General features: G+C 64.5%; 26 protein-coding genes. 11 read left to right on the forward strand and 15 right to left on the reverse strand.

Annotated features, from left to right (window positions below; all coding sequences use genetic code 11):
• Nucleotides 1–198 precede the first annotated feature (198 nt).
• On the forward strand, nucleotides 199–2,307 hold the full coding sequence (locus B015_RS31535; protein WP_018430366.1) for a bifunctional diguanylate cyclase/phosphodiesterase: 2,109 nt from the start codon (nucleotides 199–201) through the stop codon (nucleotides 2,305–2,307).
• A gap of 10 nt (nucleotides 2,308–2,317) precedes the next feature.
• On the opposite strand, the gene B015_RS0124345 is transcribed toward B015_RS31535, so the two are convergent.
• The 6 genes from B015_RS0124345 to B015_RS32785 all read right to left on the reverse strand — a co-directional run bounded on the left by B015_RS0124345 (nucleotide 2,318) and on the right by B015_RS32785 (nucleotide 7,397).
• Complete coding sequence (locus B015_RS0124345; RefSeq protein WP_081623573.1) at nucleotides 2,318–3,184, reverse strand: SDR family NAD(P)-dependent oxidoreductase; 867 nt, start codon at nucleotides 3,182–3,184, stop codon at nucleotides 2,318–2,320.
• A gap of 110 nt (nucleotides 3,185–3,294) precedes the next feature.
• Nucleotides 3,295–3,738 (reverse strand): nuclear transport factor 2 family protein, encoded by a 444-nt coding sequence (locus tag B015_RS31540; protein ID WP_018430368.1) that lies wholly within the window; start codon nucleotides 3,736–3,738, stop codon nucleotides 3,295–3,297.
• Nucleotides 3,739–3,765: 27 nt separating this feature from the next.
• Nucleotides 3,766–4,671: an NAD-dependent epimerase/dehydratase family protein gene (locus B015_RS0124355; protein ID WP_018430369.1), complete on the reverse strand. Its 906-nt coding sequence runs from the start codon at nucleotides 4,669–4,671 to the stop codon at nucleotides 3,766–3,768.
• A gap of 75 nt (nucleotides 4,672–4,746) precedes the next feature.
• Nucleotides 4,747–6,393: a CopD family protein gene (locus B015_RS0124360; RefSeq protein ID WP_018430370.1), complete on the reverse strand. Its 1,647-nt coding sequence runs from the start codon at nucleotides 6,391–6,393 to the stop codon at nucleotides 4,747–4,749.
• A 4-nt stretch (nucleotides 6,394–6,397) separates the two neighbouring features.
• Nucleotides 6,398–6,928 carry a copper chaperone PCu(A)C gene (locus tag B015_RS0124365; RefSeq protein WP_026227673.1) on the reverse strand — a complete coding sequence of 177 codons (531 nt, stop codon included), beginning with the start codon at nucleotides 6,926–6,928 and terminating at the stop codon, nucleotides 6,398–6,400.
• Between the two features lie 148 nt (nucleotides 6,929–7,076).
• Entirely contained in the window at nucleotides 7,077–7,397 is a 321-nt protein-coding gene (locus tag B015_RS32785) for a hypothetical protein (RefSeq protein ID WP_040457115.1), read from the reverse strand.
• Nucleotides 7,398–7,641: 244 nt separating this feature from the next.
• On the opposite strand from B015_RS32785, the gene B015_RS0124375 reads away from it, so the two are divergent.
• Entirely contained in the window at nucleotides 7,642–8,586 is a 945-nt protein-coding gene (locus tag B015_RS0124375) for an acyl-ACP thioesterase (RefSeq protein WP_018430373.1), read from the forward strand.
• 67 nt (nucleotides 8,587–8,653) lie between these two features.
• On the opposite strand, the gene B015_RS0124380 is transcribed toward B015_RS0124375, so the two are convergent.
• Nucleotides 8,654–10,168, reverse strand: coding sequence for an aldehyde dehydrogenase family protein (locus B015_RS0124380; RefSeq protein ID WP_018430374.1), 1,515 nt, complete (start codon nucleotides 10,166–10,168; stop codon nucleotides 8,654–8,656).
• A 555-nt stretch (nucleotides 10,169–10,723) separates the two neighbouring features.
• Here B015_RS0124380 and B015_RS31545 point away from each other — a divergent pair.
• Nucleotides 10,724–11,362 carry a protein-L-isoaspartate(D-aspartate) O-methyltransferase gene (locus tag B015_RS31545; protein ID WP_018430375.1) on the forward strand — a complete coding sequence of 213 codons (639 nt, stop codon included), beginning with the start codon at nucleotides 10,724–10,726 and terminating at the stop codon, nucleotides 11,360–11,362.
• A gap of 46 nt (nucleotides 11,363–11,408) precedes the next feature.
• Here the strand turns inward: B015_RS31545 and B015_RS0124395 are convergent, their stop codons facing one another.
• The 4 genes from B015_RS0124395 to B015_RS0124410 all read right to left on the reverse strand — a co-directional run bounded on the left by B015_RS0124395 (nucleotide 11,409) and on the right by B015_RS0124410 (nucleotide 16,626).
• On the reverse strand, nucleotides 11,409–11,984 hold the full coding sequence (locus B015_RS0124395; RefSeq protein WP_018430376.1) for a GNAT family N-acetyltransferase: 576 nt from the start codon (nucleotides 11,982–11,984) through the stop codon (nucleotides 11,409–11,411).
• Between the two features lie 157 nt (nucleotides 11,985–12,141).
• Entirely contained in the window at nucleotides 12,142–12,921 is a 780-nt protein-coding gene (locus B015_RS0124400; protein ID WP_026227676.1) for a Bax inhibitor-1/YccA family protein, read from the reverse strand.
• 194 nt (nucleotides 12,922–13,115) lie between these two features.
• Nucleotides 13,116–15,659 (reverse strand): ABC transporter permease, encoded by a 2,544-nt coding sequence (locus B015_RS0124405; RefSeq protein ID WP_018430378.1) that lies wholly within the window; start codon nucleotides 15,657–15,659, stop codon nucleotides 13,116–13,118.
• A gap of 259 nt (nucleotides 15,660–15,918) precedes the next feature.
• On the reverse strand, nucleotides 15,919–16,626 hold the full coding sequence (locus tag B015_RS0124410) for an ABC transporter ATP-binding protein (RefSeq protein WP_018430379.1): 708 nt from the start codon (nucleotides 16,624–16,626) through the stop codon (nucleotides 15,919–15,921).
• A gap of 65 nt (nucleotides 16,627–16,691) precedes the next feature.
• On the opposite strand from B015_RS0124410, the gene B015_RS0124415 reads away from it, so the two are divergent.
• Together B015_RS0124415 and thpR are read left to right on the forward strand one after the other, a co-directional pair.
• Nucleotides 16,692–17,312 carry an arylesterase gene (locus tag B015_RS0124415; RefSeq protein ID WP_018430380.1) on the forward strand — a complete coding sequence of 207 codons (621 nt, stop codon included), beginning with the start codon at nucleotides 16,692–16,694 and terminating at the stop codon, nucleotides 17,310–17,312.
• A 153-nt stretch (nucleotides 17,313–17,465) separates the two neighbouring features.
• Nucleotides 17,466–18,062 (forward strand): RNA 2',3'-cyclic phosphodiesterase, encoded by a 597-nt coding sequence (thpR, locus tag B015_RS0124420; protein ID WP_026227677.1) that lies wholly within the window; start codon nucleotides 17,466–17,468, stop codon nucleotides 18,060–18,062.
• On the opposite strand, the gene B015_RS0124425 is transcribed toward thpR, so the two are convergent.
• Nucleotides 17,966–18,484, reverse strand: coding sequence for a low molecular weight protein-tyrosine-phosphatase (locus B015_RS0124425; protein WP_018430382.1), 519 nt, complete (start codon nucleotides 18,482–18,484; stop codon nucleotides 17,966–17,968). The two genes, thpR and B015_RS0124425, sit on opposite strands and share 97 nt — an antisense overlap.
• 146 nt (nucleotides 18,485–18,630) lie before the next feature.
• On the opposite strand from B015_RS0124425, the gene B015_RS0124430 reads away from it, so the two are divergent.
• The 4 genes from B015_RS0124430 (at nucleotide 18,631) to B015_RS31550 (ending at nucleotide 20,678) form a co-directional block, all read left to right on the forward strand.
• Nucleotides 18,631–18,927: a 4a-hydroxytetrahydrobiopterin dehydratase gene (locus tag B015_RS0124430; protein WP_026227678.1), complete on the forward strand. Its 297-nt coding sequence runs from the start codon at nucleotides 18,631–18,633 to the stop codon at nucleotides 18,925–18,927.
• Nucleotides 18,928–18,991: 64 nt separating this feature from the next.
• Entirely contained in the window at nucleotides 18,992–19,360 is a 369-nt protein-coding gene (locus B015_RS0124435; RefSeq protein WP_018430384.1) for a YkvA family protein, read from the forward strand.
• 277 nt (nucleotides 19,361–19,637) lie between these two features.
• Nucleotides 19,638–20,141, forward strand: a complete 504-nt coding sequence (locus tag B015_RS0124440) for an invasion associated locus B family protein (protein ID WP_026227679.1) — start codon at nucleotides 19,638–19,640, stop codon at nucleotides 20,139–20,141.
• Between the two features lie 63 nt (nucleotides 20,142–20,204).
• Nucleotides 20,205–20,678, forward strand: a complete 474-nt coding sequence (locus B015_RS31550) for a GNAT family N-acetyltransferase (RefSeq protein WP_018430386.1) — start codon at nucleotides 20,205–20,207, stop codon at nucleotides 20,676–20,678.
• Between the two features lie 4 nt (nucleotides 20,679–20,682).
• On the opposite strand, the gene B015_RS0124450 is transcribed toward B015_RS31550, so the two are convergent.
• Nucleotides 20,683–21,015 (reverse strand): DUF1294 domain-containing protein, encoded by a 333-nt coding sequence (locus tag B015_RS0124450; protein ID WP_018430387.1) that lies wholly within the window; start codon nucleotides 21,013–21,015, stop codon nucleotides 20,683–20,685.
• 145 nt (nucleotides 21,016–21,160) lie between these two features.
• On the opposite strand from B015_RS0124450, the gene rlmN reads away from it, so the two are divergent.
• Nucleotides 21,161–22,396 carry a 23S rRNA (adenine(2503)-C(2))-methyltransferase RlmN gene (rlmN, locus tag B015_RS0124455; protein WP_018430388.1) on the forward strand — a complete coding sequence of 412 codons (1,236 nt, stop codon included), beginning with the start codon at nucleotides 21,161–21,163 and terminating at the stop codon, nucleotides 22,394–22,396.
• Entirely contained in the window at nucleotides 22,393–22,860 is a 468-nt protein-coding gene (locus tag B015_RS0124460; RefSeq protein ID WP_018430389.1) for a hypothetical protein, read from the forward strand. Before rlmN ends, B015_RS0124460 begins: the two co-directional genes overlap by 4 nt.
• Here the strand turns inward: B015_RS0124460 and B015_RS0124465 are convergent.
• Both B015_RS0124465 and B015_RS0124470 read right to left on the reverse strand, forming a co-directional pair.
• The gene (locus B015_RS0124465; RefSeq protein WP_018430390.1) at nucleotides 22,841–23,482 is read right to left on the reverse strand and encodes a LysE family translocator; all 642 of its coding nucleotides are present in this window, start codon (nucleotides 23,480–23,482) and stop codon (nucleotides 22,841–22,843) included. The two genes, B015_RS0124460 and B015_RS0124465, sit on opposite strands and share 20 nt — an antisense overlap.
• Before the next feature lie 151 nt (nucleotides 23,483–23,633).
• Nucleotides 23,634–24,899 (reverse strand): Glu/Leu/Phe/Val dehydrogenase, encoded by a 1,266-nt coding sequence (locus tag B015_RS0124470; protein WP_018430391.1) that lies wholly within the window; start codon nucleotides 24,897–24,899, stop codon nucleotides 23,634–23,636.
• Nucleotides 24,900–25,109 lie beyond the last annotated feature (210 nt).

A 25,109-nucleotide genomic window follows, 5' to 3' on the forward strand; every position in this document is an offset into this window, starting at 1 on the left:
CGCTGCGATCAGGTCGAAGACGCATCGGCAGCCGGTGGCGGCAAGCTCCGCCGGATGGTGCAGCCTGGTGAAACCGACAGGCCAGCTTTGCGATAACTTGCCGGAAGCAGTTCTACATTAGGGATTTCTTTCACTTTTACAGCAGACACTCGCCTCAAGGCTGGCCGGCAAGCATTGTCCGGCGGTGGGGGCGTGGCAATGTTTAAGGTCATTTCCTGTCTTGCTTACGATCACGACTATTCGTTCGTGGTCATAGCAGCGATCGTCTGTGTCGCGGGGGCGGCCATGACCATGCGGCTCTTCGAGCGCGCAGTCAGGATCTCGGCACAGTCTCGTCCCGGCTGGATCGTACTCTCGGGCATTGCCTGCGGCGCGGCCATCTGGACCACTCATTTCGTCGCCATGCTCGGCTACAGGCTGCCGTTCGACCATGCCTTCAATCCGGCCCTGACCATCGCGTCCCTGCTGATCGCCATCTTCTTCACCGCCGCCGGATTGCATCTGGCCGCGACCCGGCCGCGCGGGCTGGCGGCCGAAGTCGGCGGCGCCGTCATTGGCGCCGGCATCGTCGCCATGCATTTCACCGGCATGCGGGGCTTCGAGATCGCCGGCAGGATCGAATGGGACATGGCGCTGGTCGAGGCGTCGATTCTCTTCGCCTTGGCCTTCGGGGCCCTGGCCATGCATCTGGCCTCCCGCCGCAGCGTGCGCCACTACAAGCCGCTCTCCGTGCTGGCACTGGTGCTGGCCATCTGCGCCATGCACTTCACCGCCATGGGTGCGGCAACCGTCGTGCCCGATCCGTCCATTCCGGTTCCGACGAAGGTCTTCTCCAGCGAATTCCTCGCCGTGCTGGTACTCGCCACCATGGCAGTCATCACCGGCTTGACGCTCTACGTCATGGACGCACGGTCGCAGCGCGAACTGGTCGACAGCTTCCGCCACGCCGCCCAGCATGATCCGCTGACCGGTCTGCCCAACCGCGCCTTCCTCTCCGACAAGCTGCCGGCCATGCTCAAGCGCAGCGAGGCGCGCGGTAACAAGGCCGCCGTAATCGTCGTCGATCTCGACCGCTTCAAGGAAATCAACGACGTCCACGGCCACAACGCCGGCGACCTGCTGCTCCAGACGGTCTCCAGCCGGCTGAAAAGCCTGACCGGCGCAGGTGAGCTGGTTGCCCGCGTCGGTGGCGACGAGTTCGTCGCCGTCAAGCAGGACATCACCTCGACCGAGGAGATCGACAGCTTCGTGCGCAAGCTGATCGACAGCGTGCTCGATCCGATCCAGAACAAGGCCAAGACGCTGTCGGTCGGCGCCAGCGTCGGCGTCAGCGTCTATCCTGACCACGCCGCCGACAGCGACGATCTCATCGGCGCTGCCGACCTTGCCATGTACCGCGCCAAGCGCTCGATAACCGACAAGGTCTGCTATTACGACCGCTCGATGGACGAAGGCCGGCGCGAGCGCAGCGCGCTTGCCATCGAGCTCCGCCACGCGCTGGAGCGCGACGAATTCGAGCTCTATTACCAGCCCCAGCATGACGTGATGTCGGGCGAGATCAGCGCCTATGAGGCGCTGCTGCGCTGGCATCACCGCGAGCGCGGCATCGTCGAGCCGGAAGTGTTCATTCCAATCGCCGAGGAGAACGGGTTGATCATCCCGATAGGCGAATGGGTGCTCAAGACCGCCTGCGCCGAGGTGTCCCGCTGGCGCAAGCCCTACAAGATCTGCGTCAACATCGCCTCGGCCCAGCTGACGCAATCCGACCTGCCGCGGCTCGTCCACGAGACACTTCTGTCCACCGGCCTCGCCCCGTCGCGGCTGGAGCTCGAGATCACCGAAGCCAGCATCATCGACGACCGCGACCGTGCGCTGCATGTCGTGCGTCAGCTGAAGTCGCTTGGCGTCTCGATCGCCATGGATGACTACGGCGTCGGCTATTCGTCACTGTCGACGCTGCAAATATTCCCCTTCGGCAGGGTCAAGATCGACCGCTCCTTCGTCGAGGACGTGGCCAACGACACGGCGTCGGCCGCCATCGTCCGCGCCACCATCCTGCTCGCCAACGACCTCAACATCCCAGTGCTGGCCGAGGGCGTGGAAAAGCAGGAGAATTTCGAGTTCCTGCGCAACGAAGGCTGCGCCGAGGTCCAGGGCTTCCTCTTCGGCCGGCCGCAGCCGCTGTCGGAGATAGCAAACCTCGTCGGCCGCAGCGAAATCCGCCCCGCAGAGGCTTCACGGCCGGTGCAGGGTCCGCGCAGCGTGGAGCCTGCCGGCCTGAAGCTCGGACGCCAGGGCGTGGCCTGAGGCCAATCAGCTATCTGGCGTGCGGTCGTGGCGTGTAGCCGTCGCTCTCGATGATGGGCAGATGGGTCCAGCCTGCCTCATCAGGCAGGCGCGACCAGGCACCCGCCGCGAGCACACCACCGTCGACATGGATGGTCGTGCCCGACACCCAGCCTGAAAGCGTATCCGACGCCAGGAACAGGGCCGCACCGGCAGAATCCGCCCCTTCGCCGAAGCGGCCGATGGGGAACCAGCGCTTGAGATAGTCGCGGTTCTCAGCCGGCACGCGCGGCGTCGCCACGATCTGCGCCGAATTGGTGGTCTCGGGCGCAATGGCGTTGACACGGATGCCATGCTGGCCGAGCTCGACGGCAAGGCTCTGGGTAAAGCCTGTTATCGCTGCCTTGAAGGCCGAATAGACGACAGTCAGCGGAATGCCGCGGAAGGCTTCGATGGTCGAGACATTGATGATGCTGCCGCCGGCACCGCCGGCCCGCATCAGCGGAATCGCCGCCTTGCTCATGTGGAACATATGCAGGAGGTTGATGCCGTAGAGCGCGTTCCACTCGTCTTCGGTCGACTGCTCGAACGGCTTCTTGAAGCCGAGATAGTCGCCGACATTGTTGACCAGCACGTCGAGCTTGCCGAAACGGATCTTCACCGCCTCGATCACATCAGCCACGTCAGCGGCCTTGCGCACGTCGGCCTCGACGACGAGATGGGCGTCGCCCAAGGCGACGCGCGCGGTTTCCACCCGCGCCGGATCGACCTCGGCAACCACGACCTTCATCCCGGCGCGCGCGTAAAGCTCGGCCGTGGCGAGGCCGATGCCGGCGCCGCCACCTGAAATCAGCGCCACCTTGCCGGTTAGCCCGAGAATGGAGAGTTCCTCCGACATGCTGTCCTCCGCAGTCTGTATTTTTTCCCCGGCGCGATCCGGATTCAGGTCCGTGAGCACCGGAAACGCAGAAGGCCGCCATTTGCAGGCCGGCCTCACCTGAATCCGCGCTAGTTCGGCGTTTCCTGCGCCTCGCAGGTATGGGTGCCCAGGACCACCAGTTCGCGGCGCGCCAGGCGCCAGCCATTGGAGGTACGGGCGAAACGGTCCAGGTAGCGGATGGTCATCTCGTAGCAGAGATAGCGGCCGGCCGGATCGCGGAAGTAGTGGCGGGCGATGCAGTAGGTTTCGCCCTCCGCGCCGCCCTCGACCGGGCTCAGCATCTGGTTGAGCACGGCATGGAAGGTCTTGAGATACCGCTGCTTGAGCATCCCGGGGATGCCGCGGATCTGCTCCAGCCCCTCGAACGTACCGCGCGGCGACACGATCACGCCTCCAGGCACGAACTGCGCGGCGAGCAGGTCGCCGTCGCCGCTGTCCACTGCAAAGGCGTAACGTTCGGACACGCTCCGAAGCGCGACCGACATCAGCAATGCCGCCTGGTCGTCTGCCATGTTTTCCTCTCCTTACACTGCGCCGACCTACTGGCCGGACACCTGGGTGAAGACCTCACGCAGCGCCCGCTGCACGTCGTTGCGGCGATAGCCGAGCAGCTTGGTCTCCTCGGGATCCGGCTCGTAGGCGAGGATATTGCCACGGCCTGGCACGATGAACATATCAGGCAGCAGCGGATGTTCTTCGTTGCGCTCCTCGACACGGTGCGGATTGCCCACCGCGTCGAACAGCGACTGGAAATACTGCTGGAAGGTCAGGTTCTCGTCGCCGACCAGATAGGCCTTGCCGCTCTCGGCGCGCTGGAACGCGCCCCAGATGGCTTCGGCCAGCGACTGCACCGACATGTAGTTGGTGCCGCCAGGCGGCGCAAAGATCGGCATCTGCGTCTCGCCGCGCGCATAGGCCATCAGTGTCTCGTAGCGCTTGGTCGGCAAGCCCTTCACGTAGCCCACGATCGACGGCGGGTTGAGCGTCGAGACGTTGAACTCGTCGGTCGCAAGCGACCGCACGCCCTCGTCGGCCAGGCTGCGGCCGCGCACATAGGCATTGGTTTGAACGAGGTCGGGCATGACCTGGTGGTAATAGCTGCCGATATGGACGACGCGGCGCACGCCGGCCTTGCGCGCCAGCTCGACGAAGGTCGGCACGCCCTCGATCTGCATCTTGGTCCAGAATTCGTTCTCGTCGACGCCCTTGGGCAGGTGGCGGATGTCGTTGCCGGCGGCAAACAGGATACCGTCGAAGGGCGCGAGGTCGGCGGCCGAGAAGTCACCCTTGGTGTAGTCGCCATAGATCGTCGGATAGGCGGCCATCGGCGTCGATTCGGGCGCCGGCTTACGCGCCGCCAGAACTACCTCGTTGCCCTGGGCCTTGAGATAGTTGGCGGTGTGGCCGCCGATCATGCCCGTTCCGCCAATGATAAGGATTTTCATGCGCGCACTCCCGGGCATTTGCAAAAGATGCCCGGACGATAGGCGGCGCTACAGGTGCGACATCGTCCGTATCGACTACCAGCCGGTACCAGGCCGAATGGCAACCTCCCCCTCCAGCGTCACCGCTTGCCCTTCCGCAATGTCGACATCGATGGCAACAGCCCAGGTGCCCGCTGCCGGCAGGTCGAGCCTGTCGATCCGCCAGGTGCCGTCGCCGGGTTTGTAGCCCTTCGCCTTGATCTCGGCGGAGCCGGGCTGGCTCAGCCGCAACTCCACGTTCCGCGCATCGAGCGGACCGAAGTCACCGGTCATGATGACGATGGAAGCGCTCGTGCTGCCTGCATGGCCGGGGCTGATGGCGAGATCGGCCATGGCTTCCGCAGTATGAATGTGGATCGCGGCCGGTTCGGCCGCCTCGATGGCCAGCACGCGTGGCGGCGGCGTAAAGCGGAAGCCGGCGACAACGCCGAGGATCGCCACCATCAGCAGCGTCTCCAGGACGATGCTGCGCACCAGCCAGCGCTGCGCTGCGGCCTGTTCGGCCAGTACGGGTTTGGTCAGGCGCCAGCGATTGATGCCGGCGAGCGCAAGCAAGGCTGCGGCCAGCGCGAGCTTTGCCAACAGAAGCAGCCCGTAGCTGGTGCGCCAGAGCGCGGCGGGCGCTTCGACCTGGATGACCGACAGCACGAGGCCGGCTGCCAGCAGCGCCACCACGACATAGGGAACTGATACAGAGAACCGCCGCAAGGCGGCCTTTGCGCTTTCACCACCTTCGCGCCAGGCGAAGGCCAGCGGCAACAGCGCCCCGGCCCAGAAGGCGATGCTGGTACCATGGACAAACACCATCGGCCGGGTCAGCCATTGTGGTGCGGCAGCACTGGCATGGCCACTGGCGGCCAGGGCGACGCCAACGCCGACAAGGCCGGCAAGCGATATCAAGCGCGCCAGCTTGGCCTCCACCGCAAGCGCCAGCAGCGCCAGGGCCAACGCCATGAAGGCAATGGCCACCGTGAAGCTGTAGCTGGTCGCCCCAGCCGTTTCCCAAGCCAGGGCGCTGCCGAACATCGACAGCGGCGCGCCCAGCGCGTCGAGCCCCTGCAGGCCGAAGGAGACAGGAGCCGCAGCGAGGCCGAGCACCAGAAACGCACCAATGGGCCCGACACCGAAATGTTTGCCCGGCGCGAGCCAGGCGAGCGCGAAAGCGCCGCCGACGCCAAAGAACAGGCCGAGATAAAGCACCAGCCTGGCGCACCAGATAGCGAGGCGGAGCGAATTGTCGTTCAGCTCCAGCGCCAGAGGCGGCGTGACACTCGGGCTGCCGAGCGAAAAGGACAAAACACCGGCAACAGGGTGTCCATCGGCGGACACGACGCGCCAGGACAGGAGATAGGTGCCTTCAGCCTTCGACGCCGGCCAGGCAATCGCCAGGTCTGCGCCGGCAAGCCTTGCCGTCAGCCGTGTCGAGCTGCCATCGGGAGACTGCAGGTTGACGACGAGCGGCGTCACTGTCTCGCTGAACCCGAGCACGATCTCGGCAGGTGCCGTCTGCACCACCGCACCTTCGACCGGCGTCGAACGCAACAGCGAAGCGTGGGCGCTCGCTGTCCCAGTCGCACCGAAAAGGGTGGCGGCCGCTACGAAAAGGCCGAAAATCAGGCCAAGCAGGCGCGCGCCGTCGCCGGCAAAGCCGCCCCCGGTCAGGGAAGGAAAGCGCGCGCCCATAATGTCAGTGACCCGAATGATCCTGGCTCTGGCCGCCCAGCTTGTCGGCCTGGAACTCGACCGTAACGGTGCCGGCCTTCTCGAAGGTCAGCGTGCCCGAGAACTTGTCGCCTTCTTTGACCGGCGCCTTCAGGCCGATGAACATGATGTGATAGGCGCCCGGCTTGAGCGCGACTTCGCCGCCGGCGGGAATTTCGACACCTTCGGTGATCTGGCGCATCTTCATCACGCCCTTGGCGTCGACGGCCATCTCGTGGATCTCAGCCTTCTCGGAAATGTCCGACTGGATCGACACCAGCCGGTCCGGCTGGCTGCCGCTGTTCTTGACCGTCAAATAACCGGCCGCGACCTTGGCGCCGGCAGGGGTAGCGCGCGACCACGGATGGCCGATCTCGAGATCGCCAAGCTTGAAGCCATGGGCGAGCAGCTGGTGGGTCGAGGCGAACAGCATCAGCAGCGCAAAGACGGCGATGCCGAAGCGCTCTTCGAAGCTGCGGAAAAGCGGGCGCGAAGAGGCGCGAGCGGAACGGGTCATGGAAGACTCCTGTGTCGTGATGTTGCGCCGATGCATGCGGCGCAGGATAGGCTGAATTGGGGGTTGTCGTCCGGCCGCTGCCAGAGCAATTCCACGAAAAAAGCGATGCGTCGTGAATTGCGCCAGAAGCTCTATCCGGCAGTCCATGTCAGGCCACAGGCGGGGCGCGCGGATTGCCGGGGTCATGCTCCGGCGCAATCGATGGATCGAGCCTGGGCGACTGGAAAACGATCCTGGCTTCGAGCGGGCGCTCGACCCGGAACCCCGCACCATCCGGCGGCGAGCCGGTGGCCATCGAGAACATATTGCAGCCGAGCGTACAGCATTCGGGCAGGCTCGGATGCTCGCTCTTGGCGGGTGCTGTGTGGCCGCTGGCGGAGGTGATGCAGAGCGGATTGCCGAAGATGTCGAGCGGCGGCGTGCCCTGGCCAAGCGCGAGTGCTGCCGCCGCCGTCTGCAGGACAAGCATCAGCGCCGCGGCGAGCGCGACCCCGAACCTTGTTCCTCTGCGGCGAAATCCGACCAAGCGTCGCGACCCTATTCTTCGGAGGCCACTGATAGCATCGATGGCCCCGCAGCGAAAATAGACCACGCTGCGACAAATTCTTTGATCTGCCGCATCGAAGCCGCTCCGCCTGGACATCGTCCGATGCGACGATGAACCGGCAGACAGTTGCCGCTACGCCTGATCGGGAAGCACGGGGAGGAAGTCCATGACGGCGGGCATGTCAGGGCTGCGCGATGTTTGGCGCGGCGGCGTCGCCACCTGGGAATGCGACGAGATGGGCCATATGAACACGCGCTTCTATGTGGCGCGCTGCATGGAGGCCATCGCCATGCTGTTCGGCCTCGCCGGCCTGCCGCACCTGTTCGCCCCCGTATCCGCGACGACACTCGCCGTCCAAAGCATGCATATTCGCTTCCTGCGTGAGGCCCGCGCCGCAACGTCGATGCATATCTCAGCCGGCTTCACTGCCCTCGGTGACACTTCGGCCGAGGTCGTCGCCATGATGTTCGACAGCGCCACCGGCGACTGCGCCGCAACCTTTCGCGTCGGGCTCAGCCATGCCGCCGCTGTGGACGGTATCGCACGGCCATGGCCGGAAGCCTTTGCCGCGCGCATTGCGACCGAACTGGTGGAAACACCGAGGCTGGCCATGGCGCGCAGCGTGGGTGAGTTGCCCGCTATGACGACGGCCTCGGGCGCCCGAGCCGAACACCTCGGGCTGAGCCTTCTCGGCCAAGGCGCGGTGTTCCAGCAATCCTGCGATCCCCATGGAAGGATGCAGCCGCAAGCCTTCGTCGCGGCCGTCGCCGACAGCGTCCGCAACATCATCACGCCGCTGCGCGAACTCTGCGCCCGCCACAGCGACCGCAGCGGCCCGCATTTCGGCGCCGCAGCACTCGAATTCCTGATCCGGCTGCAGGATCTCCCCGAAAGCGGTGACTGCTGGGAGGTGCGCTCCGGCCTTGCCCGCGCCGACGGCCGCACCATGAACATCGTCAACTGGATGCTCGATCCGTTCTCCGGCCGCGCTTTCGGCACCATGGAGGTGGTTGCCATCTGCTTCGACCTGGAGACGCGCCGGCTGCTGCCCATCGCCTCGTCGGCACAGGCCGAACTGGCCGGCTGGACAGTCCCCGACCTTGCGATCTGACCCGACAAACAAAAGCGCCGCCCGCGTTGGCGGACGGCGCTTGATGTTTGGCAGGCTTGGCTGCGGCTTAGTCGATGTCGAACGACACGCCCTGGGCCAGCGGCAGTGCCTTGGAATAGTTCACCGTGTTGGTGGCGCGGCGCATGTAAGCACGCCAGGCGTCCGAGCCGGACTCACGACCGCCGCCGGTTTCCTTCTCGCCGCCGAAGGCGCCGCCGATTTCGGCGCCCGAGGTGCCGATATTGACGTTGGCAATACCGCAGTCGGAACCCTCGACCGACAGGAAGCGTTCGGCCTCCTGCAGATCGAGCGTGAAGATCGACGACGACAGTCCGGCGCCGACAGCGTTATGCGCGTCGAGCACGGCGTCGAAATCGGAGTACTTCATGACGTAGAGGATCGGCGCAAAGGTCTCTTCGAGAACCGGACCGACCTGGCCGGGCATCTCCACCAACGCCGGCTTGACGTAGTAGGCGCCGTCATGACCTTGGTCGACGCGGGCGCCGCCGGTGATCTTGCCGCCGTGTTCGCCGGCTTCCTTCAGCGCCTTCTGCATGCCGTCGAAGGCGGCCTTGTCTATCAGCGGACCGACAAGCGCCGAGCTCTCCAGCGGGCTGCCGACCGAGACGCTCTCATAGGCCTTCTTCAGGCGCGGAACGAGCGTGTCATAGACGCTGTCATGCACGAACAGGCGGCGCATGGTGGTGCAGCGCTGGCCGGCAGTGCCCATGGCGCCGAAGGCGATGGCGCGCAGCGCCATGTCGAGATTGGCCGACGGGCAGACGATGCCGGCATTGTTTCCGCCGAGCTCGAGGATGGCGCGGGCAAAACGCTTGGCCAGGCGCGGGCCGACGTCGCGGCCCATGCGGGTCGAGCCGGTGGCCGAAACCAGCGGCACCTTGGGGTTGTCGACCAGAACTTCGCCGACCGCGCGGTCGCCGATCAGCACCTGCGACAGGCCCTCGGGCGCGTCGGTGCCGAAGCGGGCTGCCGCACGCTTGAAGATCGCCTCGCAGGCCAGCGCGGTCAGCGGCGTCTTTTCCGACGGCTTCCACACCACCGAGTTGCCGCAGACAAAGGCAAGCGCTGCGTTCCACGACCACACGGCCACGGGGAAGTTGAAGGCCGAGATGACGCCGACGACACCAAGCGGATGCCAGGTTTCCATCATGCGATGGCCTGCACGCTCGGTGGCGATGGTCAGACCGTAGAGCTGGCGCGACAGGCCGACGGCGAAGTCGCAGATGTCGATCATTTCCTGGACTTCCCCCAGGCCTTCCGACGGGATCTTGCCGACTTCGATCGACACCAGGCGGCCGAGATCGGTCTTGGCGGCGCGCAGCTCCTCGCCCAGAAGGCGGACGAGTTCGCCGCGCTTCGGCGCCGGCACGTTGCGCCAGGCCTTGAAGGCCTTGTCGGCGCGCTCGATGGCCTTGCCGGCTTCGTCGGTCGAGATCGACGTCAGCGCGCCGATCTGTTCGCCCGTCACTGGGCTGCGCACGATCAGGTCGCCACCGGTGAAATCGGCCTTGGCAACGCCGAGGCGCTCGAGAAGCGCAGCGGTTTCGCTGGTCACGTTCATGCTGAATTCCTTTCCTCGTTCCTCACCCACCCCAAGGCGTCAGCGTGTTGTTCTCATTCGTCGCTGGCCGGAGCGCTATCGTTTCGTTTCTCCTGGACGCTTGGGCCGGGAGACGCTTGGCACTGCCTATAGCCTGTAAGACCACCCGAACGCCACTGTGCTGATTGCAGCACGCGCGCTGTCCGGCGCATTGCATCGCCGTGGCCCAGCAGCAGGAGGCCAGGTCGGTCTTTTTGGGCATTTGGGGAGGGGCTGAAAAAACAACACCCGCCGGGGGAGGAGGTCCGGCGGGTGTCGTATTTGTGGCCAGCGCCTGGGAGGAGGTAGACACTGACCTATTCGTCGGAACCTGGGAGGAGGTAGGCCCGACAAATTCGATGACTGATATTTAGCTCCGCAGCGCCCGCTTTTAAAGTGTTGATATTGCATAGGTGCCTTGCATTTTGTGCAATGCAGCAAGAATGTCGCACCGCAACATCCTTCGGACGCTACGGAAGGTCTCGCGAAGGGAACTTCAAGGCCTGAACTCGATTAATTGAGATCGGCAGGCAGGCCATGATCGACTACCGGCAGGCGCGCCTCAGAATGGTCGAAACCCAGATTGCCCGGCGCGGCATCAGCGACGTTGCCGTTCTGGAGGCGATGTCGGCCGTGCCGCGGGAGGCCTTCGTGCCGCAGCACCTGCGCGACTACGCCTACGAGGATACGGCAATCCCCATCGCCCAGGGGCAGACCATCTCCCAGCCCTACATCGTTGCCTTGATGATCTCGGCCGCCAAGCTGCTGCCGGGCCACAAAGTGCTCGAGATCGGCACCGGCTCCGGCTATGCGGCGGCGGTGCTGGCCGAGATCACCGGGCGTGTCGTCAGCATCGAGCGCCTGCCTGTGCTTGCCGATGCGGCACGAAAGCGCCTGCAGAGGCTCGGCTATGCCAACGTATCGGTGATCCTTGGAGACGGCACCCGTGGCCATGAAGCCGGGGCGCCGTTCGATGCGATCCTTTCTGCAGCCGGTTCACGCACGGTGCCGCCGGCCTGGAAACAGCAACTGGCGATTGACGGGCGGCTTCTCATGCCGCTTGGCCCGCTCGGCTATCAGCGGCTGGTGCGCATCGTCAGGCAGGCCGACGACGATTTCCCCGAGGAGGCGCTGGCCGACGTGCGCTTCGTGCCGCTGATCTCCGGATCGGCATAGCGCAATTCCAGGAAAGTGCCGAGCGGTATTCCGTCTGCTCCGGGCCTCAGCCCTTGCCGCCCTTGGCGCGAAAGCGGCGCTCCGGCGTCGAGTTCGGATCCGGCTGCGTGGTGGCGCCGCCATTCATCGACAACTGCATGAACACTGTGTCGAGCCAGCGCCCGTGCTTGTAGCCCGAGCCTTCCATGCGACCGGTATGATGGAAGCCCAGCCTCTCATGCAGCTTCACCGAAGCGCTCGCCGCATGGCCGTCGCCGATGACGGCGACGATCTGCCGGAAGCCCAAGACAGTGCATTCGTCGATCAGCGCCTGCATCAGCGCCTTGCCGATGCCCGCACCTTTGGCCTCGGGCGCGATGTAGATCGAATCCTCGACGATGAAGCGATAGGCCGGCCGCGCCCGGAATGGCCCGGCATAGGCATAGCCGACGATCGCACCGTCGCGCTCGGCGACCAGATAGGGGTAGCCGTCATCAGTCAGCGCGTCGTAGCGGCTGTGCATCTCCGCTTTTGTCGGCGGCTCCAATTCGTAGGTGGCGGTGCCGTTGACGACGGCGTCCGAATAGATCTCGGCGATCCGGTCGAGATCGTCAGCAAGCGCGTGGCGTATTGTGATGCTCATTTTTTAGGCAGTCCATTTTTCTGCCTCCACTAGAGCAAAGCTCGGCGCAAATGAAAAGGGCGGCCATTGGCCGCCCTTCCAAAGTCTGATGGTCCAGGCTTGGAGCGCCGCGTGGCCATCTGGACACGCAAAGGATGCTCCAACTCTCGAAATCTGCTTATTCGCGGTTGCCCAGGAACGACAGCAGGAACGAGAACAGGTTGATGAAGTCGAGGTAGAGCGTGAGTGCGCCCATGATGGCCTTGCGGCCGGCAACGAGCACGTCGTCACCCTCGAAGTACATTTCCTTGATCTTCTGCGTGTCGTAGGCGGTCAGGCCTGCGAACACCAGCACGCCGATCGCCGAGATGGCGAACTGCAGGGCCGACGACTGCAGGAAGATGTTGACCACCATCGCAATCAGAAGACCGATCACGCCCATGGCGAAGAACGTGCCCATGGCCGTCAGATCGCGCTTGGTCGTGTAGCCGAACAGCGACAGGCCACCGAAGGCGGCCGCGGTCACGAAGAAGGTCTGCACGATGCTTGCGCTGGTATAGACCAGGAAGATCGACGACAGCGACAGGCCCATCAGGCCGGCGAAGACCCAGAATGCGGTCTGCGCGCCCGAGACGCTCATCGACTGGATGCGGGCGCTCAGGAAGAACACCATGCCGAGCGGAGCCAGCATGACCACCCACTTGAGCGGCGAGCCGTACAGCGCCACGCCAAGGCTGGTCAGCATCTTGCCGTTGCCCAGCGTCGCAACCGCGGTCGCCGGGTCGTTAGTGGTCGCCAGCATCATCGTTGCGAACGCCGCAATACCGGTGATGACCAGGCCCAGGCCCATAAGGTTGTAAACCTTGAGCATGTAGGCGCGCAGGCCTTCATCGATCGACGCATCAGTGCGGGCACCGGTGGTCGCCATGCGCGTCTGGTAATTTCTGAAGTCAGACATGGTTTCCTCTGTTGCTTCTGCCCCGTCGGGTGTCGGGCATACGCCCAGGCGCCGCTGGCGGGACTCCAGCATGCCTGTGGCCAAATATGATGCTTATTTCAGGCCAGAACAAGGCCCGTTACCATGTGAAACGCTACGTGAGACAACATTTCTCATACAAATGCACTTGATCAAGCCTTGAAAGGCGCCTCGAATTACTCGGTTCTAAGCACTGGCGCCGCCTTGTGGCCGAGTACCCGCCAGGTGCCGACCAGGCCGAAGCCGACAGTCAGCACCAGGGCCGCGACGATGGTCGCAACTGCCACCTCGGGCAGAAACTGCGACGGCAGCGTCATGATTCGCGCAACCACGAACCAGGCCGCGACACCGCCGGCGGCAAGTGCGAAGACGGCGGTGGCAAGCCCGATCAGCATGTATTCGAGCGAGAACGCCGCAATCAGCGTCCGGCGCGTCGCCCCGAGTGTCTTGAGGATCACCGCATCGTGGATACGGGCGCGGTTGCCGGCGGCAAGCGCCCCGGCCAGCACCAGCACCGAGGCGATCAGCGCCACGCCCGCAGCTGCACGAATGGCGGTGCCGAGCTGGGCGACCAGCCGGTTCACTACATCGAGCGCATCCTTGACCCGGACCGTGGTGATCGCCGGATAGCTGCGCGTCACCGCGTTCAGGATCTTCGCTTCGTCGGCGGGAGCGGCCTTCTGCTCCGTCAGCGTCGCCAGCCAGCTGTGCGGCGCGCCGGCAAAGGTGTTGGGCGAAAACACCATGACGAAGTTGATGCCCATCGTTTCCCACTGCACCTCACGGAAATTGGCGATCTTCGCCGTCACGTTGCGGCCGAGCACATTGACCGTCACCGTGTCGCCGAGCTTGAGGTCGAGCTCGCGTCCTTCCTGTGCCGAGAACGACACCAGCGGCTCACCCGTATAGTCGGCCGGCCACCACGTGCCCTGCGACAGCGTCGAATTCTCGGGAATGTTCTTGGCATAGGTCAGGCCGCGGTCGCCGCGCAGCACCCAGGCCCCTTCAGGCGGCACGTTGAGCTTCTGCACCTCGGTACCGTTGAGCGCCATGACGCGCCCGCGCAGCATCGGCACGCGCACAAGCTTGCCGCCGGGTGCCTCTGTTTCGACCAGTTTGGCGAAGTCGTCGACCTCGCCGGGCTGGATGTCGACGAAGAAGAAGTTCGGCGCCCGCTCCGGCAGGCTGCCTGATATCTGGCGGCGCAGATTGCCGTCGATCAACGCCAGCGTGACAAGAAGCGTCAGTCCGAGGCCCAGCGACAGCACCACCGAAGGCGTCAGCGCGCCGGGGCGATGGATGTTGCCTATGGCAAGCCGCAGCGCCGTCGAACGCACCCTTGGGCTTTTCCGCGCCAGCCATTGCACGCCCAGCCCCACCACCCTGAGCACCAGGAACGAAAACACAGTCGCGCTGACGAAGATGGTAGCGATGCGCCGGTCGCCGGCGAACCAGATGGCGAGCAGGGCCAATGCTGCGGCAATACCGAGCGCCGTCGCCACATAGACGAAGCGTGGCATGCCGCGGCCTTCGAAGCCCATTTCGCGAAACAGCGCCGTCGCCGGTACATCGCGAGCCCGCCCCAAGGGCAGGATGGCGAAGGCAAGCGTCACGAGCACGCCGAACAGTGCTGCCATCGCCAACGCCGCCGGATAGACGCCGGCCTCTGCCGGCACCGGGATGACCGATTGCAGCGCCGCACTTGCCGCAAACGGCATCAGCGCGCCGAGCACGAGGCCGATGGCGATGCCGAGGCCGGCGATGAGCAGGATCTGGATCAGATAGACCGACAGCACGAAGCCACCCGATGCGCCTAGGCTCTTGAAAGTGGCGATCACGCCGCGTTTGCCGTCGAGATAGGCGCGTACGGCGTTGGCCACGCCGACGCCGCCGACAACCAGCGAGGTCAGGCCAACCAGCGTCAGGAACTGCGAGAAACGCTCGATATTTGCCGACAGGGCCGGCGCCGCATTGGTGCGGGTCCGCACGCTCCAGCCTGCCTCGGCAAATTCGGCGTTGGCGCGCTCGCGCACGGCCGTCACCTCGGCCTCGCTTGTGCCCACCGGCATCCGCACCTTGTAGGCGTGCTCGACCAGGCTCCCGGGCTGGATCAGCCCCGAAGCGGTCAGCCCATCCATTGACACCAGAAGCCGCGGCGCAAACCCAAATCCGTCGGACACCGCATCCGGCTCGGTGACGAGCTTGGCCCTCAGCTCGAAAGTCGCAGCCCCGAGCTTGATGCGGTCTCCGAGTTTGAGCTTTAGGCGCTCGAACAGCAGATCGGGTGCCGCCGCGCCATAGGCCCCGGCCTTTTCGGCGAACAGTTCGGCGCGCGGCAGCGCCGGCTCCGTCAACAGCTGGCCGTAGAGCGGATAGACGTCGTCGACCGCCTTGGCCTCGACTAGCGACTGGTCGGAGCCGTCCTCCAGCCGCGCCATGGAGCGCATGCCGGCGTTGTGCGAAACCGTGCCGAGGCTATCGAGGAATGCGCGCTCCTTATCAGTCGCTTCGCGCTGAATCAGCTGGAAACGTATGTCGCCGCCGAGCAGCGCCTGGCCCTCGCTGGCAACACCCGCGGTAATGGCGCGAGCCACCGAATTGACGCCGCCGATCGCCGCTACGCCAAGCGCGATGCAGGTCAGGAAGATGAGAAAGCCGCGCAATCCGCCGCGCATCTCACGCGAGGCGAATCGGAAGGCGAGAGGCAGATCCTTCAGCATGGGAGCGCCTCATTCCGAAGCTTAAGCTCTCTACGTTGCCCCCTTCTGCCCCGCCGGCCATCTCCCCCTAGAGGGGGGAGATTAGAAGCGGCGCTCCCGCCACTCTTGCTGCGACACTGAAAGTTGGCCGAGGACGCGATGAAAGCTGATCTCCCCCCTTGTGGGGGAGATGGCCGGCAGGCCAGAGGGGGGCGCTGTCCCGCAAACCTTTCAGCGCCCGGCACAACCCTGCAACCGACAGCGGCAGCAACACCCACCCTCATGCCCGAACCTTTTCGGCCAGCGGCGCAACCGTCGCAGTCTCGATCCGCCCCGACCGCATCGCCACCTGGCGGTCGCAGCGGGCGGCCAACGCCGGGTCGTGCGTCACCAGCACCAGCGTCATGGCGCGCTCGGCGGCCTTGGCGAACAGCAGGTCGGCGATCTGCCGGCCGGTGGCCTGGTCGAGATTCCCAGTGGGTTCGTCGGCGATCAGGATGCGCGGCTCCGGCGCCAGCGCCCGGGCAATCGCCACGCGCTGCTGCTCGCCGCCGGAAAGCTCGCCTGGATAATGCGTCACCCGGTCTGCAAGGCCGACCGCCGCGAGCTCACGCTCGGCGATGGCAAACGCATCGCGCTTGCCGGCAAGCTCCAGCGGCACGGCGACATTTTCCAGCGCCGTCATGTTGGGGATGAGGTGGAACGACTGAAAGACGATGCCAATGTTGCGGCCGCGGAAGGCGGCGATCTGGTCTTCGCTGCGACCGTTGAGCAGCTCGCCGGCGATCTTCACCGTGCCGGCGTCGACGCGCTCCAGCCCGGCCAGCACCATCAGCAGCGTCGACTTGCCCGACCCTGACGGGCCGACGATGCCGGTCGCTTCGCCCGCAGCAACGTCCAGGCTCACGCCTTTCAGCACGTGGACCGATGAGGCCCCCTGGCCCAGTGTGAGCGATACATCCCTCAGTTCGATGACGGCTTCTGTCACGGCAAATTCGTCCTATATGGAAACTGAAGGGCGGGGATCGTCTTCGTCATATCGGGTCTGACTGTATGGCTTTCAAACAACTCTTTGCCGCAGCCCTGCTGATGCTTGCGGCCGCGCTTCCCGCCTGGGCGGAACCTTTCCGCATCGTTGGCTTCGGCGACAGCCTGATGGCCGGTTACGGGCTTGGGCCCGGCGAGGGTTTTCCCGAAAAACTGGAGGCCGCGCTACGCAGGCGCGGTCACGATGTGGTGATCACCAATGCCGGCGTCTCCGGCGACACGACCAGCGGCGGCTTGTCCCGTCTCGACTGGTCGATCCCGGACGGCACGCAACTGGTCATCCTCGAACTCGGCGCCAACGACATGCTGCGCGGTATCGACCCGGCATTGGTCGAGCAGAACCTCGACAAGATGCTTGCGCGGCTGAAGGAGCGCAAAATCCCAGTGCTGTTGGCCGGCATGGTCGCCGCCCCCAATCTCGGCCACGCCTATGGCGAACAGTTCGGCAGCATCTATCCGAAGCTGGCGGAGAAGTACGGCGCCACCCTCTATCCCTTTTTCCTCGACGGCGTCGCCGGCGATCCCAAGCTGCTGCTCGAGGATGGCATGCATCCGAACGCGACAGGTATCGACCGCATGGTCGAGCGCGCCTTGCCGACTGTCGAAAAGGCGATTGCCGGCAAATGATCAGGCGTTAACCGGCAGCCATGCATCGCTGCAACACTTGTCCGTCACAAACGTTGTCTATTCAGCAACGGCTGAACAAACAGCTTGCCCGGCCGTCTAATCGATGATTCGCTGAGGCTACGAATTTCGATTCGAGGAGAAGGGAGCCTGGCCATGCCGCGACTTTTCACCGCCCTCGAAGTTCCGCGTGATGCGGCCTTATCGCTCTCCCTGCTCAGGGGAGGGCTGTCAGGCGCCCGCTGGATAGACGTCGAGAACTATCACCTCACCCTGCGTTTCATCGGCGATGTCGAAGGTCATGTTGCCGACGAGATCGTCGAGGCGCTCGACCGTGTCGACCGCCCGAGCTTTTCGCTGACGCTTTCGGGTGTCGGCGCTTTCGGGCAGAAGAAGCCGCATGCGGTATGGGCGGGCGTCACCCCCTCGCCCGAACTCAACGCCTTGCAGGCCGAGATCGAACGCATCTGCAAGCGCCTGGGCGTACCGTCCGACCCGCGCAAATTCACCCCGCATGTCACGCTCGCCCGGCTGCGCAACACCAGCCCGCTCGACGTGGCTCATTACCTCTCGGCACGCGGCAATTTCGCCACCGTACCGTTCCGGGTCGGCCGCTTCGTTCTGATGTCGTCGCGCGACAGCGTCGGCGGCGGCCCCTACATCGTCGAGGAGGCCTGGCGGCTCAACGGCGTCGACTCGCTTGCGGCGAGCCGGCTGGCGAGCGCCTCGGAAGCCTCGCGGATCATGCGGTAGACGTCGAGAAAGCCGCCCTCGCCGCCATAATAGGGATCGGGAACATCCTTTGCCCGCCCGGTCGCATGGCCGAGGAACAGTTCGACTCGCGCCACTGAACCTGACGGCGCAAGGCGGTGCAAATCGTCGACATTCGAACCGTCCATGCCGAGGATGAGGTCATAGTCGTCGAAGTCGTCCAAGGTCACCTTGCGCGCCTTCTGCTCGGATATGTCGATGCCGTGATGCAGGGCGACGGCGATCGAGCGCGGATCGGGCGCCGAGCCCGCATGCCAGCCCCCGGTGCCGGCCGAATCGATCGAAAACGCCGTCTCAAGCCCACGCTCGGCAAGCACGGCGCGGAACACGCCTTCGGCCAACGGCGACCGGCAGATATTGCCCAGGCAGACGAACAGGATGGATTTTACCGGCTTCTCGACCATCGTTCCCGCGCTATGCTGCAGCAATTCCAGGACAACCGCGAAAGCGGCGTTCCGTCAGGAATTGCCTAGAACAGACCTAGAGCCTCTTGCATTCGAAGACAGCGAGCGCTCTGAAACAGATACTCGATTACCCATGGGAGCGCGAAATGACCAGAGAGAAACTCACGCCTGCCGAGTTGAAGGACGGATTGGCTTCGCTCGGCGGCTGGACACTTGCCAGCGACAGCCTGTCGATGTCGCGACGCTTCGAGTTCAAGACCTTCAGCGAAGCCTTCGCCTTCATGACCCGCACAGCCCTTGCCGCCGAGAAGCTCGACCATCACCCCGACTGGTCGAACGTCTACAACACCGTCGACGTCAAGCTGAACACCCATGACGCCGGCGGACTTACCGAACTCGACTTCAAGCTGGCCAAGCGTATGAACGCCTATTTCGGTTCCTGAGCGACCGATCTTGCAGCGGGGGCAGCGCTTTCCCACATTCTGTGCCGAAGGAGAGATTGCCCAGATGGTGAAGTTCCCCGGATTTGACCATTTCCGCAACGACGCGGCCGGCATCGGCGCGAACGAAGGCGAGGTGCGTGAAAAATTCTGGCGCAAGGCCAAGGCCGCAGCCCGCCACATCCCCTTCATGGAAGAGGTGGTGGCCGGCTACTATTGCGCCATGGACAAGGAAACGCCGTTGCGCGCCAGGGGCATCCTGCTGGCGGCACTTGCCTATTTCATCCTGCCTTTCGACACTGTCCCCGATATGCTCGTGGGCATCGGCTTCACCGACGACATCGCCGTGCTGACGGCGGCGTTTGCAGCCGTGCGCGCTCATATCACCCCCGCCCACAGGCTTGCAGCGCGGGAAGCCTTGACGCAGGACGTGTGAGCGCGGTCGGGCTGTTTCAGCGCCTCCCCTGCTTACCATGACCCCTAGTTTCATCATGAAATGAAAAGTCAAACTCTTGCCGCTTTCTCGGGCTTCAACCGAGCAAGGGACAAGCTGTCGTGCCTGCGCGCGACGGGACAGGCCACGGTACCAGCGGGCGAATGTTGCTTTTCGTGGGGCGATTCACCCTTTGGTAACCCAGATTAAATCAAAATGAAGCGAACGGGTGGGCGCGCTGCCGGCCTGCCCCCGCTCCATTTGAAGTACAGGAAAACCAATGCGCGGATTGATAGCTACATTTACGGGTCTGGCGCTTGCCGTTTCGGCAGTGCCCGCGCTGGCCCAGTCGGCGACCAAGATCGGACAGCACAATGCCTGGGGCACCTACAGCTACCAGGCGCAGAACGGCAAGGTCTGCTACGTGCTGACGGTGCCGACCGACAAGCAGCCGCCGACGCTCGACCATGGCGACATGTTCTTCTTCGTCAGCCAGCGCCCAGGCCAGAAAGTGTCGTTCGAACCGCAGTTCATTGCCGGCTACAATTTCCAGGAAAACTCCAAGGTCACCGTCACGATCGGCGACAAGTCGTTCTCCATGTTCACCAAGGGCAAGTCGGCCTGGGTCGAGAATGCCGCCGAAGAGCCTGCCCTGATCGCAGCGATGAAGACCGGCGCCGACATGAAGGTCGCCGCCAAGTCCGGCCGCGGCAACCCGACCAGCTACGTCTTTTCGCTCAAGGGCATTTCGGCGGCACTGACGTCGATCACCACCTGCAAGTAGGCGCAGCGCGAGTCAGTTTCGAAAGCCGGGCCATGCGCCCGGCTTTTTTGTTGAGGGGTTCCGATGAGGATCATCGACGGCACAGCTACCCATCTCGACGCCGCGGCATCGATCTGGGCGCGCGCCACCGCTGCGCGCGACGGAGACGACAAGCCGGCGACGCTTGAGGAGGCGCGGCCGGTGATAGCGAGAGTGCTGGGTCCAGGCGCTCTGCTTTTGATTGCCGAGACCGCGTCTGGCCGGGCAGCAGCCTTTGCCGCCATCGCCCCGATCCCCGGCGAACCTGATACCGCAGAGCTGCACTATCTCGGTGTCGATCCTGACCACTGGGGCGATGGTGCCGGCCGCGAACTCCTGTCCGCACTGACGGAACGGCTGGACGGAAGATGTTTTCGCGAGGTCCGGCTCTCGGTCTATGCTGACAACCAGCGCGCCGTGAGGCTCTACGAACGCATGGGCTGGCATGCTTCGGGCACGCCCGTGCCAAATCTCCGCACCGGCCGCCTCGAGCAGCGCTACGCTCTGTCCCTGGTTTGACGGCTCAAGAGACCTCCGGCCCACGCGACAGCGACATCAGACCCTCGACCCATTGCGGCGCGACCAGCCAGATTGCCAGCGCCGTGACGGCGATCGCGTGCAGAGCGACGATGGCGTAGAGCCGCGAGCGGAACGGCTCCTTGCGAGTCTTGTGACGAAACAGGTGCTGCGCTGCCACCGCTCCCACGCTGCCGCCGACGAAGGCAAGCCACAGCAAAGTCTTTTCGGGAATGCGGCGCGCGCCCGCGCAGGCCAGCCGCTTGTCGCGCCAAAACGCGATGAAGGCAGCAAGGTTGACGCCGAGCACCACCAGGGCGATGTGAAGGATGTTGCTCATCCAGGTAGCATCGCAGCCCGATCCTTAACAAGCAACGAAGCCCAGTCACAAATGCATGGCCGCCAAAACGTGACGCAGAGCCAGACCTGTGATATGTGGCCCCAAAATCCTACATTTGCCGATATCTATAGCTAGCTGAGCCCGAATGACCGTTTCGCTCGACCTCACCACCGATGCCACCCGCGACGCGCTGCGCTCCCGAATTGCTGCGCCCGTCAAGGAGTCGCTGATCGGCCTCACCCGCGAGGAACTCGCGGAAGCTCTCGTCACCTCTGGCGTCGTCCCCGAACGCCAGGCCAAGATGCGCGTCCAGCAACTCTGGCACTGGCTCTATGTCCGCGGCGTCTCCGACTTCGGCGACATGTTCAACATCTCCAAGGACCTGCGCGCCGAGCTTGCCAAGCACTTCACCATCGCGCGTCCCGAGATCGTCGAGGAGCAGATTTCCGCCGATGGCACGCGCAAGTGGCTGTTCCGCTTTCCGCCGCGCGGCGCCGGCCGGCCGGTCGAGATCGAGACCGTCTACATTCCCGAGGAAGGCCGCGGCACACTCTGCATCTCCAGCCAGGTCGGCTGCACGCTGACCTGCTCGTTCTGCCACACCGGCACGCAGAAGCTGGTGCGCAACCTGACGGCGGAAGAGATCCTGGCGCAGCTGATGACGGCGCGAGACCGGCTCGGCGATTTCCCCGACCGCGACACCCCCGCTGGCGCCATCGTGCCGGCGGAAGGCCGCAAGGTGTCCAACATCGTCATGATGGGCATGGGCGAGCCGCTCTACAATTTCGAGGCGGTGAAGAAGGCGCTGCTGATCGCCTCCGACGGCGATGGGCTGGCGCTGTCCAAGCGCCGCATCACGCTGTCGACCTCCGGCGTCGTGCCGGAAATCTTCCGCACCGGCGAGGAGATCGGCGTCATGCTGGCGATCTCGCTGCACGCCACCAACGACGATTTGCGCGATCTGCTGGTGCCGATCAATAAAAAGTATCCGCTCGCCGACCTGATCGACGCCTGCCGCAAATATCCCGGCCTGTCGAACGCCCGCCGCATCACCTTCGAATATGTGATGCTGAAGGACGTCAATGACAGCCTCGAGGACGCCAAGGCGCTGGTCAAGCTGCTCAGGGGCGTGCCGGCCAAGATCAACCTGATCCCCTTCAACCCCTGGCCAGGCACCAACTATCAGTGCTCGGACTGGGAGACGATCGAGAAGTTCGCCGACTACATCAACAATGCCGGCTACGCCTCGCCGATCCGCACCCCGCGCGGCCGCGACATCCTTGCCGCCTGCGGCCAGCTCAAGTCGGAATCCGAGCGTATGAAGAAGACCGAGCGCCTGGCGCTCGAAGCGATGATGATCGCAGGGCACGGCGAGGCGTGAGCCGCGTCCTCATCTATCTCGGCAAGTTCGCCCACATGGTGCTGGGCTACGCGGCGGCGGCGCTCGCCGCCAGCGCCTTCCTCAATGTCATCTTCCTCGGCGCGGTCGGCTTCTTCGCCCCTGACATTCCGGAGGGTGTGGCAGGCGGCTCGATGGTCGTCACCATCCCCTTCTTCGCCTTGTTCGTCGCCTATTTCGCCTTCGTTCCCGCAGTCGTGGTCATGCTGCTTGCCGAACTGCTCGGCAAGCGTGACTGGCTGTTCTACGCGCTGGCGGGCGGCTTCGTGGCACTGGTCTTCATCGGCCTCGCCTACCAGAGCGGCGAAGGCGCCTTCGCCTATCGCGACCCGTTGCTGCCGGTATCGATCCTTGGCAGCGGCCTGGTCGGAGGCATCGTCTACTGGTTCGTCACCGGCCGCTTCGCCGGCGCGCTCAGGGACACCCCTACTTCGCCTGCGCCGTAAGGATCTTCAGCGCAAAGGCCGAGAACACGCCAGCGAAGAGATAGTCGACGATGCGTGTCACCCGCGGGCTCTTCTTGAGCAGGCCGGCGAACTTGTCTGCGGCGATCACCATCGGCGCCACGACCGGCAGCGACAGCACGATGAACATGCCTCCGAGAAAGAATAGCTTGCCCGGCGCATTGGTGTCGTGGGCCGAAACGAACTGCGGCAGGAAGGTCATGAAGAACAGGATGATCTTCGGGTTGAGCAGGTTGATGCCGAGGCCCGTCGCCCAGTTCTGGAACACCGAGCGCGGCTCGCGCTTGGTGGTGTCAGGCGAAAACGCCGAGCCCTTGGTGATGGCCTGGAAGGCAAGCCATACCAGATAGCCGGCGCCGACGATCTTCAGCGCCATGAAGGCCTGCGGCGAGGCGACGATCAGCGCCGACAGGCCGAGCGCCACCAGCGTCGTGTGGATGACGATGCCGGTCATAGCGCCTGCCATGCAGGCAAAGCCCGCCTTGCGGCCTTCCGACAGCGCGCGCCCGACGAACAAGGTCATGTCGGGGCCGGGCGTGATGGCGATGATGAAGGTGGCGACCGCAAACTGAAGAATGGTCGACCAGTCGGGAATGAAGGACATTGTCGTGCCGCCGGTTCTGCCTGCAAGGCATGGGTTGTCTGGGGATCAGTCAGGCTTTCGAGCCAAGCCGTACGCCTAGACCTTTCCCGCAGCAACGGAAAAATAACGCGCCACGCCGCCGGGCCATGTCGATCCGGCGGCGTGTCTTGTCTTAGCTGTCGAAGTAGCTCTGCGTGCCGTGCGCCTCGATCGCCTCGGCAAGACGGCCGAGCGCATGAACATAGGCAGCCGTGCGCACCGAGATCTCCTTGTTGCGGGAAACCTGCCAGATGGCACGACCCTCGCGCTCCATGATGGCGCGCAGGCGGTCGTGGATCTCCTCGATCTGCCAGTAGAAGCCCTGGCGGTTCTGCACCCATTCGAAATAGGAGACAGTCACACCCCCGGCATTGGCCAGGATGTCGGGCAGCACCACGACGCCCTTCTTCTCCAGGACGGCATCTGCCTCCGAGGTCACCGGGCCGTTGGCGAGTTCGAGCACGATCCTTGCCTTGACGCTGTCGGCGTTGCCGATATGGATCATGTTCTCCAGCGCCGAGGGCACCAGGATATCGCAGTCGACGCCAACCAGCGCCTTGCCGTCGAGCAGCTCGTGACCGCCATGGCCAGCAGTCGAGGTTACCGAACGGCCGCTGTTCTTGGCCGTGAAGAGGCGCTCGATGTCGAGCCCGCCGGACGCCTGCACCGCACCTTCCGAATCCGACACGGCGACGATCTTGTGGCCGTCAGAGGCGAGAAGGCGGGCGATGTGCTGGCCGGCATTGCCGAAACCCTGCACGGCGATGCGCAAGCTGCCCTTCAGCCCGAGGTCGTCGGCGAGATGGCGGACCAGATAGTAGCCGCCGCGCGCGGTGGCGTCGCCGCGGCCAAGCGAACCGCCCAGCGCCAGCGGCTTGCCGGTGATGACGGCGGGCGAGGCCTGGCCGACGATCTGGCTGTATTCGTCGGCCATCCAACCCATGATCATCGAGTTGGTGTAGACGTCGGGGGCGGGAATGTCGCGGTCCGGGCCGATGATGCGGGCGAAGGCCTGGATGTAGGAACGGGACAGGCGCTCGAGCTCCGCCTTCGACAGCTTGCGCGGGTCGACCTGCACCGCACCCTTGCCGCCGCCATAAGGCAGGTTCATGACAGCGCATTTGAAGGTCATCCAGAAGGCCAGCATCTCGACCTCGTCGGCGGTCGATTCCGGATGGAAGCGGATGCCGCCCTTGGTCGGTCCACGGGTGTCGTCATAGCGGCAGCGCCACGACAGGAAGGATTTTCGCGAGCCGTCGTCCATGCGGATCATCAGGCGCGCCTTGGTCGTCTCGCGGGCAAACTTCAGTTTCTCGATCACGTCTGCATCGACGTTCAGATGTTTTGCCGCCTCGTCGAGGCGCACGAGTGCATGATCAAGAAGACTGCCTTCTGTCATAATGAATATGTCCTGTCGTGATGAATGGATCGGCAATGTGATGCACGGCTAATCAACCGCGCCCGACCCGCCTGCACAAAAAAGCGCCACGACACAACGTCCAACAGGGTTACGGCACTGCCCCAACGTCACCCGCCGAGACGCCCGACAGCCGCCAACCCCTGATATCCAGCCTGTTTGAGGACCGTAGCGGCCCTTTCAGGCGCGAGT

Source organism: Hoeflea sp. 108 (genome assembly GCF_000372965.1).
GTDB lineage: Bacteria > Pseudomonadota > Alphaproteobacteria > Rhizobiales > Rhizobiaceae > Aminobacter.